Below are 13,882 nucleotides of genomic sequence, written 5' to 3' on the forward strand. Positions count from 1 at the left end.
AGTATAGAATAACTCCTATTATAGTTGGTAAATGTGTAGATTTTGTGAGCCTCATTCTCTCAGACCATTTAAGCCAAGGTTTAACCCATCAACTTAGAAAGTAAAAAATGAGAGGTCTACCCCTCAATTAACAACTAATTTATATCACGAGTCTAACTGAATTTTCATGTATAAAAACCGAGTGCCACAAGGCAAAAATATAAATGGTCCATATTTTTCTTGAGTTGTCGACTTTCCCATTACGGTGTTCCTTTAATAGACCAACAACATGATCTATTTGAATCCATTCTTCAATACCACTTATAATGATTTGTTCGATCATGATATCTCCGATAGATCCCATAAGCCATTTCTTTAAAGGTACTGGAAAACCTAGCTTGGGACGATTCAGTACATGATTAGGTACTATGTCCTCCATCGCTTTACGAAGTACATATTTCGTTGTTTTATTTGTTACACGGTATGATGATGGTATTTTACGAGCTATTTCAAACACTTCTTTGTCTAGAAATGGCACACGAACCTCTAAGGAATGTGCCATGCTCATTTTGTCAGCCTTCATTAGAATATCGCCAGGTAACCAGAAGTTAAGATCGATTAATTGCATTCTGCTAATATCATCAAGGTCTTTCGAAGTCTCATATATTTTACTGGTTAGTGCTGTTGTAGGTTCCCAATTCGTTTTCAAATTTACCATTGAAGACAAGACAAGTCTCTTTTCTTGTTCGTTAAAGATCTTAGCATTCCCCAAAAATCGTTCTTCTAAAGGAGTTAAGCCTCTTTTCAAATAGTTTTTGCCATAAAAATTGAACGGAATTTCGTCTATAAATTGCTTAATGTTCCGTTTTAGGTTCGTAGGAATCCACGATAATGGTTTAAGTGAGGAGGGCTCTCTATAAATACGATATCCTCCAAACAGCTCGTCTGCACCTTCACCTGATAATGCGACAGTAATATGCTCTCTTGCCACTTGGGAAAGTCGATAGATCGCAATTGCAGACGGATCTGCTATGGGCTCATCCATATGCCACACAGCCTTAATCGTATCCTCAAAAAAACGATCAACCGATATCACTTCATCAAAATGATCTATACCCAGTTCAGTTGCCGTCTTTTTAGCATATATATTTTCATTATGCTCGCCTTCAAATCCTACCGAGAAGGTTTTTACAGGCCCTCTCTTGCTAAGATAACTGGCAATCGATGTTGAGTCTATTCCCCCAGATAAAAAACTCCCAATCGGCACATCACTCTGGGTATGAAGATTCACAGATTCATTAAGTTTATACCGGATCTCTTCAATAAATGTTTCAATTGGCCGATGTTCCGGTTCGAACTTAGTTTCCCAATATGTTTGATTCTTTATATTTCCCCATTGATCGACAATCAAATAGTGACCCGGTTCAAGCTTTTTTATTCCAGCAAACATTGTATCTGGTTGGGGCACATATTGTAATGTTAGATAATGGAACAGACTTTTTGAGTTAACGGCGGGTTTCAGACCATCTAAAGAAAGGATACTTTTAATTTCGGAGCCAAAGGCAAATTGAGTGTTATCCGTATAGTAATAGAATGGTTTTATTCCGAAATGATCACGAGCAGCAAATAATTGTTTTTTCCTCCGATCCCATATTGCAAATCCAAACATTCCACGCAGTTTTTCTAAACAATGTTCCTGATACTCCTCATATAAATGTATGATGACTTCAGAATCTGTGTTCGTTTTAAACGTATGACCAAGGTCTTCAAGTTCTCTTTTTAATGATTGATAATTATAAATCTCACCGTTAAAAACTAGCCAAAGGCTCTGATCTTCGTTGGAAATAGGCTGGCTGCCGTGTTCCAAATCAAGGATCGACAAACGGGTAAATCCTAAAGCAATCCGATCTACCACCCTAATGCCCGTTTGATCGGGACCACGATGTTTGATTGCATCGGTCATTTTTCTAATTGCTACCGTCGTTGGCAGCGAATTGTTTTCAAACATCAAAAGCCCTGTAATCCCACACATAGAAAAAGTCTTCCCTTCCGGATTATTAACTACGCAGTGTAGTGTTTTTGATAAAAAAATTGATCCTTGTTTAAAAACATCAAGAAATCAATAATATATTATATACTACGAATTGTAGTTTATTTAATTTAACTAGTCAATTTTTCATTTTATGGTATTTCCATTGAAGATTAATGAATTATGTTAGATTAAATTCTTAACAAGATTTAATTCACCTGCGATACAAAAAAACAAACCCGTGGTTTTTACCAGGGCTTGTCTAATTACAAATAAGTACTAGTGCAATCCACTAACCATTTTTGTATAACTTTGTTTAGAGATTGTACGTCTTGCTGTAACGTATCGATCCTTATAGTATGATTCCGATAAATTACTAATCCTTACTCCTTTACTACTGGAAGAATGAGCAAATTGCCCATTACCGATATAAATCCCTGCATGAGATATACCAGCACCACTTGTATTAAAGAAGACCAAATCTCCAGGTTTGAGATTTTTCTTTGCAACTGGGGTACCTGTTTTTGCCTGAGCATTTGATGTCCGTGGCAGCTCCAAATTAAACTTATCAAAGATATACAAAATAAAACCAGAACAATCAAATCCACTCGATACAGAAGTTCCCCCCCACTTGTAAGGTGTACCAACAACTTGACTTACTTCTGTACGCAATTTGGATTGATCATCAGCAAACGCATTAGTCGCACCAGCTGACAAAATAACTGCAGACCCTATTAATGAAATCATGAATTTCTTCAAACACATGCTCTCCCTTCGGATGCCTACGGAGTTAGCTAAGGGTTCGGTAGAAGGCGCCCTTTATTCCTTTTCAATCAAGAATAATTCACCCGGAATGGTTCCCCCGTTTTCAAAAATGAAACTCGGCATTAAAAATTAATTTTTTGTAACCCTACATAATGTAGTACATTTTCGTGTATGTTGTCAATCCCATCCTCTAAATCCATCATTTTTTTTATTAAAAGTCGAGTTTCGTTCAAATTCACCCTATAAAGTACAAATATAAGGAGAAGTTCCGCTCTTATTGTATTATTCTTATATGAACACCGACTTCTTCTAAGTTAATTATTAAATACATTTTTGTAACCACTTCTTTTTCAGCATAAGCAGAAAAAACTGTTCCAGCAGACGTTGATCTGCTCTAACAGCTATCTCCAATTTATATATAATTTTAGTTATAACTTATAATCAATAAACCCTCCTTTCTCACAAGGAGGGTTATTGATTATTGAGTCTGTTCTACGCTGCCATTGCTCTACAAGCCTCTGCACATCTAAAACAAGCTTCTGCACATTCTTGACAGTGTTTTACATCATGCATTTTACATTCTGTGCCACATTCTTCACAAACGTCGGCACAGATACTACAGATCTCACGCGCATAAACACTGTTCGTTGACATTGCATGCGCAGCAAAAGCACAAATATCAGCACATTGTCGATCCAAACGAATACATTTTGTCATCATAGCTACATTCTCTTCATCAAGACAAGCGTTGTAACAATGATTACATACCATCATACAACGTATGCATTCCTCGATACACTTTTGGTATTGTTCATGTGACATAGTCAATATCTCCTTTCGAATTTACGATTCAAGAATTTAGGATGCACAACACTTTTTATTTGATTCAAAAAATCAAATAATGTAATCACCTCGCTTTACATACGATTTGTAACCTATTGTTAGGTTGACTATTATATAACCCGAAGTTATGTAGATTTTGTGAGGAAACTGGACAAATTTGAAAATGATGATTGTACATGAAGACTGAGCTTTGAATCCGTGATTACTTTACTCTTTTAGGTTTAAATTAGTATTAATGGGTAACAATACTACGTGATGTAGTCCTAACAATCTTTTCTTATTACGGCATTAGACTAAATAATCTTATGAAGAGGTGAATTCAATGTATAAAAACTCCAAAAAGAGCGTGAAACATCAATTCACGAACAATCATATGCCCAAACACGAAAGTGAGCAGCAGCATCAAGGGATGAAACACGACCATGACCATTCCGGATCACATCATAGTACCGGGCACCAACATAGCGGCGGGGATAAACATGCCGGTCATCATGTAGATGACTTTAAAAAACGCTTTTATATTTGTTTAATTATTACAATTCCAATCATGGCTCTTTCGCCAATGATTCAGATGTTCATTGGGGTACATTGGCGGTTTCCATATGACACCGTTTTACTGTTTCTACTCTCCACATTTGTCTTCTTTTATGGAGGTAAGCCTTTTCTAGTTGGTGCATATCGAGAACTAAATCAAAAGAGCCCTGGCATGATGACGTTAATATCACTTGCTATCGTTGTTGCTTACGTATATAGTTCATTAATTGTCATAGGATTGACGGATGTAGACTTCTTTTGGGAACTGGCAACCCTTATTGTCATTATGCTGCTAGGTCACTGGCTAGAAATGAAGTCTATTTTAGGTGCATCTAATGCCCTAGAAGAACTGGTCAAACTAATCCCTTCTGAAGCACATCTTATTATGGAAAATGGAGATATCAAAGAGGTAAGCGTGTCAGAATTAAGCCCAGAGCAAACGATTTTAATTAAACCAGGAGAGCGAATCCCTGTAGATGGAATCATTGTGAAAGGACAATCATCACTCGATGAATCCATGCTTACGGGGGAATCCGTCCCGGTCATCAAGAATCCTGGAGATAAACTCATTGGAGGAGCTGTCAACGGTGAAGGAGCATTAACCGTAACGGTTACCAATAGTGGTGAAAAGGGTTACTTATCCCAAGTTATTTCACTAGTTAAAGAAGCTCAAGAATCTAAATCTAAAACTCAAAACTTATCCGATCGTGCGGCAAAATGGTTATTTTATGTAGCTTTAGGTGCAGGCTTAATAACCCTACTCGTATGGCTCTCTTTGGGTTACGGCTTTAACTTCGCGATACAGCGAATGGTGACTGTGATGATTATTGCGTGTCCACACGCTTTGGGTTTGGCTGTACCTCTTGTTGTATCAACCACTACCTCGATAGCAGCGAAAAAAGGGTTATTGATACGAAACCGCACTGCTTTTGAAGAAGCTCGAAAATTGAACGCGGTCGTATTTGATAAAACCGGAACGCTTACTCAAGGTAAATTTGGAATTACCGATATTCTACCTGCATCGGGATATACAGAGACGGAAATTTTAACCCTCGTTGGTGCCCTTGAAGCTCAATCCGAACATCCTATCTCTAAAGGTGTAGTAGAAGAAGTGAAGAACCGTGAAATAAAAATACCAGAACCAGAGTCATTTGAAGCACTGACGGGGAAAGGTCTTAAGGGGAAAGTTAACGGTAAGGATGTTTTGGTTGTTAGCCCTGGCTTTATGGAGGATCAAAAAATAGATTATCCTATTTCGGAGTATAATAAGCTGGCATCACAAGGAAAAACGGTTGTCTTTGCCGTTGTTGATAACCAATATGCCGGTCTAATTGGCCTTGCAGATAAAGTCCGTGAAAGTGCAAAGAACGCTGTAGAAAATTTAAAATCATTAGGAATCAAATCCATGATGTTGACGGGGGATAACAAGAAAGTTGCCCAATGGGTTGGCGAAAGCTTGCATTTAGATGAGATACATGCAGAAGTCCTACCCCATCAAAAGGCTGATAAAATAACTGAAATTCAAAAAGAGGGTTATATGGTTGCCATGACCGGGGATGGAGTGAATGATGCTCCAGCCTTGGCGAAAGCAGATCTCGGCATTGCTATTGGCGCTGGAACGGATGTCGCAATTGAAACAGCAGATATTGTTCTTGTAAGAAGTGATCCTAATGATGTCGTTTCGATTCTCGACTTATCTAGGAAAGCTTACAATAAAATGATTCAAAATCTTTGGTGGGCCAGTGGTTATAATATTATTGCCATTCCACTTGCTGCCGGTATATTATATGGCGCTGGAATTGTCCTAGACCCTGCGATTGGAGCCATACTGATGTCTCTGAGTACTATTGTCGTAGCAATTAACGCCAAACTTCTTAGGGCATAGCCCAAGTGTGAAATATTTACTGCAAGAGGCTCATACGAGCCTCTTTTTTCTTTGGGCAAAGCGAGGCATCCCATTATTTCATGAACCCCCTAGCCTGCAGGCTGCTCGCAATGGGTTCTTCCGACAACAGTTCGCAAAGGATTTGGTTGATCGATTCTAACTTATCTTTATCGATTTTTCGAGATATCATCGTGTATAGTTCTTGTTCTACCAAAGTTACTCTTTTTGATTTTTCCACACCTTTATCGGATAAACGTAATATAACCGCTCTGGAATCTTTAGGGTGGGTATCACGAATAATGTATCCTTCCTGAACAAGCGTGTTAACGAGCCTTGATGGACTGCCACCTTCACATATTAACAGAAAGCCGAGCTCCTTCAATGAAAGTGGTCCTCTCTCTTCAAGAACCCGTAACACCTCAGCCTGTGATCCGGTAATACTTTCTTTACTCAATGCGGACTGCAACATACGTCCACCCTGTCTTTCGGCAGCAAGGATTAGATAACGTAATTGTTCAGCAAGTTCTATATTTTTTTTCAAGTTAATCACCATTCTCCGTAGCATACTTGATACGTAGAAATTATATCATACCATTACGCCTCGAAAGTAAAACTCCAGCGTCCGGATCATGGGTGGATAAGATTGGTGCACCACCATTTGTTTTTGACCATTCCCTAAGTTGGGTCATCGATGTTACAGCAGCCTTTTTATCATCTGCAACACCATCTACTACCTCTCGCTCGAATTGTGGTTGTGTGTAGATTGCATCCCCGGCTAAGCAAACCGGCAGTCTTCCATTTACCAACAACGATTGATGACCAAATGTATGCCCTGGAGTCGGAACAATCACAAGGGAACCATCCCCGATTAAGTCATATCCATTTATAAATGCACCTGCTTGATTCATCTTTTCATGATGAATAATTTGATATTTATAATCAGGATTATAAAATCTATGTTTTTGATATCCATGCATGAACGTTGCTCCAAAGCGTTGGCCATCTGCCCATTCACGCTCACTAATGACAAATTCCGATTTAGTTAATCGAGCAATCCCTCCAACATGATCTGAATGCAAGTGGCTTAGTATCACATATCTGACATCATCAGGAGAATATCCGAGGCGCAGGATCCCCTCAGTTACCGATTGTGATTCACGGATATTAAATTGACACATCTTCCGATATTGAGGAGCCCACCATGGGTAAAAATTCGGTTCATTAACTGACGGATCTTCTCCAGTATCAAAGAGTACCAGACCTTCCGGGTGTTCTATTAAATATGTATTAATGGGAAGCCACTCAGTCCACTTCCTGGAAGTAAGAATCCAGATCGAGCGATTGAATTTACTTCCTCCCACCTGCTGAGGGTGAACTCGAACTGCTCCGGTTTGTATTCGATGTATTCGAAATGTTGGCGTTTCCAATATCATACATCCTCTCAATTCAAATTAAATGACACGTCACCTTTTATTTGATAGATGACATGTCATTTAAAATCAACACAAACAAACAAAAAAATAAAGCCGGTCTAATGGTATTATCCCCTTTTAGTAGACAAGAGAAAAAAGACATCTGTTAAGATGGACTTAATCTTGCCTAACGAAGGGGATTTTTTCATGGCTAAAAAAGGACAAGCTTACCGACGGTACTCCTTGGAATTAAAATTGGAGGCGGCCCGGCTGGTCAACGAAGAACATATGAGTATTCGTGAAGTAGCAAAACGTTTAGATATTCAAAATAAATCTCAAGTACAAGTATGGGCGGCGAAAACGAAACGTGGAATGAGCCTAGAACCTGCCACATCCAAACGGGGACGCCCCAGAACGAAGTTTTCCAGTATGGAAGAAGAGATGGCATACTTGCGAGCGGAGATTGAATATTTAAAAAAGCAGTATCCAAATCTACACAAGGAGTGACGAGTAAAGCAGCTAGATTTCAGATCATAGAGGACTTGCGAGTACACCATCGTCTTGTTTGGCTCTTGAAGTTAGCCGCGGTTTCCCGTTCAGGCTATTACAAGTGGAGAAAAAGCTTGCAAGCGGCAAAAGAACGTAGACAAAAGCAGCATGAATTGGAATCGCATCTGCTTGCCATCCATCGCATTCATCCCTACTTTGGTTATCTTCGAATGACGGTAGCTTTACGGAGGGAAGGCATTAGGGTCAACCACAAAAAGGTGTACCGATTAATGAAACAATTAGGAATCTGTTCTGTCATTCGAAAGAAGCGTCGATTCTTTGGAAAACAAGCTTCCGTGGTGAATCCGAATCGGCTTCAGCGCCAGTTTAAGGCGGACACGCCACGAACTAAACTGGTCACAGATATTACTTATATTCGTGCTGGAGAACAATTTGTGTACCTGTCTGTCATTCAGGATTTATACAATAACGAGATTGTAGCTTGGCATCTTTCGGAACGAAATGACCTTGCTTTGGTTCATGAAACGCTGGATAGACTCCGTCAGCACGTGGATTTGAGTGGCGTAATCCTACACTCGGATCAAGGATTTCAATACACGTCAAAACCATTTAACCGTAAACTGAAACAACTCGGCATGCTAGGCAGTCACTCTAGGCGAGGAAATTGCCTGGACAATGCTTGTATCGAGTCTTTCTTCTCTCATTTAAAGACCGAGAAAATATACTTGAATAAGGCAGCAAACAAAGCGGAGGTTGAACAGCAAGTGAGCGAATACATTCTGTTCTACAACCAGAACCGATTCCAGAAAAAATTAAACGACCGTTCCCCGGTAGAATACCGGGAAACGGCCGCAGCTTAAATCATGTCTTTTTTGTACTGTCTACTTGACAGGGTTATGACCATAATGATCGGCTTTATTTGACGTTTATTTTATGATTTCACTTATTTCCTTTAAATTTTCCGCAAACCCGATAAAGACCTTATTATCTATGACAATCGTTGGAACGATTTGTTTCCCCGTTAAGTCTTTAACTTCCTCGGCATACTTTGCATTCTCTGCACAATTGTATTCTGTATAAGGCACATTTTGTTCAGTAAAGTATCGTTTTGCATAATTGCAGTCGCTACATGTCGGTATCGTATAGACTTTGATCGGTTCCGTCATCGTTCTCACTCCTTGTTTTCCTTAATTCGTTACTTCATAGCCCTTACTCCGGATAACTTCCTGAATATCGTTCAACTGTAATTTCGACTCATCATATTGAACGTGGACAGTACCTTCATCAAAATCGACTTTGCCTTCAACACCGATCTGATCAAGGGAGCCTTCTATAGATTTGACACAGGAACGACATGTCATTCCATCAACTTTTATTTTTGCTTCTTGCATTTTTTTCACCTCCTTTCACGTTTTTACTATGCGAGTTTTTGCAGTTGTTCGATCGTGACACGATCAATGAATCTGCTGAATTTTTCTTTTGCTTTTGCATTTGCTTTATAATAATCAATAATCGCTGTTATAACAGGTGCAAGGCGATCTTCTGTGAGTCCGGATATTAAAAGTTTGGCAATCCTAGTTTTAAGGCCCTTGGGCTCACCGCCGACGTAAATATCGAACTTATCCCGCATTTTTACGATGCCAATATCTTTGAGCAAAGGTTCACTCGTACCCAGGGCGCAACCCGCATAACCAATCTTCAAAGGTGTTGGTGTATTTATCCCCGATATAACTTCATTTAGGGCACGAGCCGTTTCTAACCCCGCTGTTTCTGCCCCTTTACAAAAATTGCAGACGATCAAACTTTTGGTAACAGAGCCTGCAGGATACACTTCAAGGCCAATTTTCTTTAATTCCTCTTCAATACGATCTTTCTGGTCAATAGGAATATCCATATAAAGTTGCCGGAACGGCGTCATTTCAATTTTGACGTCATCCCCCCCGATGCTCCCTATTTTGGAAAACTGCTCAGGAGTAAAGATATTTCCTCCTATTTGGATGCTGGGGCTAATCGCAATCCTCACTCTTTCTCCCATGACAACCTCCATTAAAAGAGATATTTATTATTGATTACGCACTTTTACACGTTGCAGCCGGAGCGCGTTGAGAACAACGGATACGGAGCTCAGTGCCATTGCAGCTCCTGCCACCCAAGGTGCCAATAAACCGATCGCTGCGATTGGAATTCCAAGTGTGTTGTAACCAAGAGCCCAGAATAAGTTTTGTTTAATATTACTCATCGTTTTGCGACTCATATAGATTGCATCCGGAATGCTGGAGAGATCTCCCCGCATGAGCGTTACATCTGCAGCTTCCATCGCTACATCTGTACCCGTTCCAATTGCCATCCCGATGTCAGCTGTCGCCAAAGCAGGCGCATCATTGATTCCATCACCTACCATAGCTACTGTCTTGCCTTGGGCTTGCAATTTCTTCACTTCTTCTGCTTTTCCTTCAGGCAAAACTTCTGCTCGAACATGATCAATGCCGACCTGCGCTGCAATAGCATTTGCCGTCCGTTCATTGTCGCCCGTAATCATAATCACTTGGATACCCATTTCTTTCAAACGGTGAACTGCTGCCTTTGATGTTTCTTTAATCGTATCCGCTACAGCAACCATACCTTCATATTGGTTATTGATCGCAACAAGCATGGCTGTTTTTCCGGCTTCCTCCAAGCGAGCCATCGTATCATATGCATGCTTAGCATCCACCCCATATTTGTCCATCAACCTGCGAGTACCGATAAGAAGTTGATTCCCTTCTACGACGGCCTTAATTCCAAATCCAGGGATGGCTTCAAAAGAATCTGTACCAGGCAACTCAATATTTTTATCCTGTATTCCTGCAACAATTGCTTCTGCTAAAGGGTGCTCCGAATTTTTCTCTGCTGCACCGACCAGCCGTAAAAATGTTGTCTCATCTCTATCGGATAAAACATCCGTGAGCTCTGGCTTACCTTTCGTAACCGTACCGGTCTTGTCAAGTATGATGGCGTCGATCTTATGGGTTTGTTCCAGATGCTCGCCACCTTTAAACAAAATGCCTAGTTCTGCAGCGCGACCGGATCCAGCCATAATCGATGTCGGCGTAGCTAAACCGAGTGCACATGGGCAAGCAATGACAAGAATTGCAATCGCTTTTTCTAATGCTTCTGCAAAATCGCCTGGGGTCACGAAGAAGTACCAAATCAAGAAGGCCACAACCGCTATGCCAACAACAATTGGGACAAAAATTCCTGAGATCACATCCGCCACCCGTTGAATCGGAGCTTTCGAGCCCTGTGCTTCTTCTACAACCTTAATGATCTGTGCAAGCGCTGTTTCCTTACCAACTTTTGTTGCTTTAATTCGCAACATGCCATTTTTGTTAATCGTTGCTCCGATGACCATGTCGCCTTCTCTTTTCTCAACTGGGAGACTCTCACCAGTTAACATGGATTCATCCACGGACGATAGACCTTCCAGCACCTGACCATCCACCGGCACCTTATCACCAGGACGTACAAGCACCACATCTCCTACAATTACCTCATCTACCGGAATGGAAAGCTCTTGACCGTCACGAACAACTAATGCCGTCTTGGCTTGCAATCCCATCAATGATTTAATGGCTTCAGAGGTTCGGCCTTTTGCTAGTGATTCAAATAATTTCCCTGTGATAACCAGTGTGATCAGAACTGCACTTGTTTCGAAGTACAGTGATGGTCCATGGTGCATGCCCGCGCCGTTAATGAACCATTCAATCGTAAGATACAAACTGTAAAAATATGCAGCTGAAGTCCCGAGCGATATCAATACGTCCATATTTGCGCTGCGATTACGTAGTGCTTTATAAGCACCTACATAAAAAGGTTTACCGATATAGAACTGAACAGGGGTCGCCAAGATCAACTGAAACCATGGATTCATGAAAATCTCTGGTGTATAAATCCATGAAGTGAATGAAAAATGAGCAACCATCGTCCATAAAAGCGGTAATGAAAGTAAGGCTGAGATAAGTAATTTCTGTTTCTGCTGGCGTAATTCTTTTTCACGACGATCACCTGTGTTCGCATGATCTTCTTTCGAAATTGCTTTATATCCAATTTGTTTAACCTTGTTTTGCATCTCGGTGATGGATACTTCTCCAGGTGAGTATTCTACCCGTGCTGTTTCCATTGCAAAGTTGACCGTAGCATTCGTAACGCCTGGCAGCTTGCTTAAGCTTTTCTCGATTCGATTCGCACATGCTGCACAGGTCATACCTTCCAGTTTAAATTGAGCAACTTCCTTAGCCGTACCGTAGCCCAATTTCTTAATTGTCTCTTCCAGAATGTCAGTATCAACTTTTGTTGGATCGTACGATATACTAGCTTTTTCGAGGGCGAAATTTACGTTAGCCGTATCCACACCCTCCAATTTATTTAATCCTTTTTCAATTCGATTGGCACACGCCGCACAAGTCATCCCAGTGATTTGCAAAGTTGATTGTTTTTTTTGGTTCGTTGCTACTGCTTCCATAAATGGTTCCCACCTTCACTTTACACATTGGATTTATTTTACGTCGTATCCCTGTTCTTCAATGGTTTCTTTAATTTGTTCAATCTTGATATGACTCTCGTCGAACGACACATCTACCGTATTGTTTTTGAGATCAACTTTTCCCTTCACACCAATTTCCTTGAGTGCCCCTTCAATAGTATTGACGCAATGCTGGCAGCTCATTCCTTCTACTTCTAATGTCATGTTTTTCATTTTCATCATTACATCCCTTCATTGGTTGTTTTTAATTGTTTAAATTATCTTTTTATTACTACATGTTACATCGTGATCTAACATTAATTGCCAATGTCATTTCTTGAACTTAGTATACCCCCGTACCCTATATTTAGTCAACACCTTTTTAATTTTATTTTTTATATTCCCCAGCCAATTAAAGATTGATAAGAAAAAAGCAGCATCACTGCTGCTTCTAAGAATTGTTATTTCATTAATTTGTTCATGGTCGTTAACAGCTCCGTTAATACTTCTGTATCGCCTTCTTGTATTCGATCGATAACACAACTTCTCATGTGATGTTCAAGCAAAAGCTTCCCGACGCCGTTTAGAGCTGATTGGACCGAGGCAATCTGATTTAATACATCGTCACAATAAGTGTCTTTATCAATTAAGCCCTTAATGCCTCTTACTTGCCCCTCGATCCGGTTCAAACGAGAAACTATGCTGTTTTTCACTTTATCTGAGTGATGGCTCTTACGCCCACAATCCTCAGTTGAACAGTGGCTAGATTGTACACTCGATTGATCTACCAGTTCCATGTTAATGCTCATTTAATCTCTCCTCCTTCATGTTAATATACTCTCCCACCCTATACAAAAATAAACGGTATTCACTTTGATAAGGAATTTGAAACTGAGATTGTTGCTGTGAAATTCCTAATACAATATTTACTTGATACTCCGAATATATAGCCCCCCACCCTATATTGTCAAGCAAAACCTGCACACCATTTTCTACACATAAAAAATTTATGCAAAAGGCCCTTCACTTTTTTTAAGATTTAAAAATGAATAACAAGTGAACGAATAAATTTTTCAAAATTTAAGAATCCTTAGACTGGGAGGTGTTCACACTGATAGATGGAATGATGATCGATCGTTCGATGATGATTTTGATGTGTGCTATGATGTGTATCGGGGCGCTTATCTTTATACTGATTGTTGGAGCGACCGTTTACGTTGTTGCTCGATTGCTGATGATGAAAAGCCGTGTTGTGGATCGCCCCTTGATGATGCTGAAAGAACGGTACGTTAGAGGCGAAATTAATGACGATGAATATTTGCGAATGAGAAAAGTCATCCATTACGTGAAATAAGGGAGCACCTGCCTGGATGAAATTTTGTATCTAATCGCTCTTGTTGCAGGGTTTGACGGGGCATTTGGGT

At 40.1% G+C, this 13,882-nt stretch carries 14 protein-coding genes and 1 riboswitch; of the genes, 3 read left to right on the plus strand and 11 right to left on the minus strand.

Features of this window, described 5'->3' with window-relative positions; all coding sequences use genetic code 11:
• Window positions 1-139 precede the first annotated feature (139 nt).
• From asnB to M2277_RS27915, 3 genes are all read right to left on the minus strand, one after another.
• Entirely contained in the window at window positions 140-2,011 is a 1,872-nt protein-coding gene (gene asnB, locus M2277_RS27905; RefSeq protein ID WP_036638512.1) for an asparagine synthase (glutamine-hydrolyzing), read from the minus strand.
• 276 nt (window positions 2,012-2,287) lie between these two features.
• A complete protein-coding gene (locus M2277_RS27910; RefSeq protein ID WP_036638510.1) occupies window positions 2,288-2,767 on the minus strand; it encodes a C40 family peptidase in 480 nt (159 codons plus the stop codon).
• A 4-nt stretch (window positions 2,768-2,771) separates the two neighbouring features.
• Window positions 2,772-2,905: riboswitch (cyclic di-AMP (ydaO/yuaA leader) on the minus strand.
• 360 nt (window positions 2,906-3,265) lie between these two features.
• Window positions 3,266-3,595: a four-helix bundle copper-binding protein gene (locus M2277_RS27915; RefSeq protein ID WP_076152819.1), complete on the minus strand. Its 330-nt coding sequence runs from the start codon at window positions 3,593-3,595 to the stop codon at window positions 3,266-3,268.
• A gap of 343 nt (window positions 3,596-3,938) precedes the next feature.
• Between M2277_RS27915 and M2277_RS27920 the strand changes: the two genes are divergently transcribed.
• Window positions 3,939-6,035 carry a heavy metal translocating P-type ATPase gene (locus tag M2277_RS27920; RefSeq protein ID WP_225595917.1) on the plus strand — a complete coding sequence of 699 codons (2,097 nt, stop codon included), beginning with the start codon at window positions 3,939-3,941 and terminating at the stop codon, window positions 6,033-6,035.
• Between the two features lie 73 nt (window positions 6,036-6,108).
• Here M2277_RS27920 and M2277_RS27925 read toward each other — a convergent pair whose 3' ends face one another.
• Together M2277_RS27925 and M2277_RS27930 are read right to left on the minus strand one after the other, a co-directional pair.
• Entirely contained in the window at window positions 6,109-6,576 is a 468-nt protein-coding gene (locus tag M2277_RS27925; protein ID WP_162158344.1) for a MarR family winged helix-turn-helix transcriptional regulator, read from the minus strand.
• A 40-nt stretch (window positions 6,577-6,616) separates the two neighbouring features.
• On the minus strand, window positions 6,617-7,462 hold the full coding sequence (locus tag M2277_RS27930; protein WP_036638508.1) for an N-acyl homoserine lactonase family protein: 846 nt from the start codon (window positions 7,460-7,462) through the stop codon (window positions 6,617-6,619).
• A gap of 192 nt (window positions 7,463-7,654) precedes the next feature.
• Here M2277_RS27930 and M2277_RS27935 point away from each other — a divergent pair.
• A protein-coding gene (locus tag M2277_RS27935) for an IS3 family transposase (protein ID WP_376166738.1) occupies window positions 7,655-8,817 on the plus strand; the annotation gives its coding sequence in 2 pieces (ribosomal slippage) (window positions 7,655-7,919 and window positions 7,919-8,817; 1,164 coding nt in all).
• A gap of 66 nt (window positions 8,818-8,883) precedes the next feature.
• On the opposite strand, the gene M2277_RS27940 is transcribed toward M2277_RS27935, so the two are convergent.
• From M2277_RS27940 to M2277_RS27965, 6 genes are all read right to left on the minus strand, one after another.
• Window positions 8,884-9,123, minus strand: a complete 240-nt coding sequence (locus M2277_RS27940) for a glutaredoxin family protein (RefSeq protein WP_036638501.1) — start codon at window positions 9,121-9,123, stop codon at window positions 8,884-8,886.
• Window positions 9,124-9,144: 21 nt separating this feature from the next.
• Window positions 9,145-9,348 (minus strand): heavy-metal-associated domain-containing protein, encoded by a 204-nt coding sequence (locus M2277_RS27945; RefSeq protein WP_036638499.1) that lies wholly within the window; start codon window positions 9,346-9,348, stop codon window positions 9,145-9,147.
• A gap of 26 nt (window positions 9,349-9,374) precedes the next feature.
• Window positions 9,375-9,992 (minus strand): NAD(P)/FAD-dependent oxidoreductase, encoded by a 618-nt coding sequence (locus M2277_RS27950; RefSeq protein ID WP_036638498.1) that lies wholly within the window; start codon window positions 9,990-9,992, stop codon window positions 9,375-9,377.
• 27 nt (window positions 9,993-10,019) lie between these two features.
• Window positions 10,020-12,458 (minus strand): heavy metal translocating P-type ATPase, encoded by a 2,439-nt coding sequence (locus M2277_RS27955; RefSeq protein WP_036638497.1) that lies wholly within the window; start codon window positions 12,456-12,458, stop codon window positions 10,020-10,022.
• Between the two features lie 33 nt (window positions 12,459-12,491).
• On the minus strand, window positions 12,492-12,692 hold the full coding sequence (locus M2277_RS27960) for a copper ion binding protein (protein WP_036638843.1): 201 nt from the start codon (window positions 12,690-12,692) through the stop codon (window positions 12,492-12,494).
• 227 nt (window positions 12,693-12,919) lie between these two features.
• Complete coding sequence (locus M2277_RS27965; protein ID WP_036638840.1) at window positions 12,920-13,255, minus strand: metal-sensitive transcriptional regulator; 336 nt, start codon at window positions 13,253-13,255, stop codon at window positions 12,920-12,922.
• Between the two features lie 344 nt (window positions 13,256-13,599).
• Here M2277_RS27965 and M2277_RS27970 point away from each other — a divergent pair, with 344 nt between their 5' ends.
• Window positions 13,600-13,812 (plus strand): SHOCT domain-containing protein, encoded by a 213-nt coding sequence (locus M2277_RS27970; protein ID WP_255308649.1) that lies wholly within the window; start codon window positions 13,600-13,602, stop codon window positions 13,810-13,812.
• Window positions 13,813-13,882: the final 70 nt, after the last annotated feature.

It is taken from the genome of Paenibacillus sp. LBL, assembly GCF_029893715.1.
Classification (GTDB): domain Bacteria; phylum Bacillota; class Bacilli; order Paenibacillales; family Paenibacillaceae; genus Paenibacillus_AQ; species Paenibacillus_AQ glucanolyticus.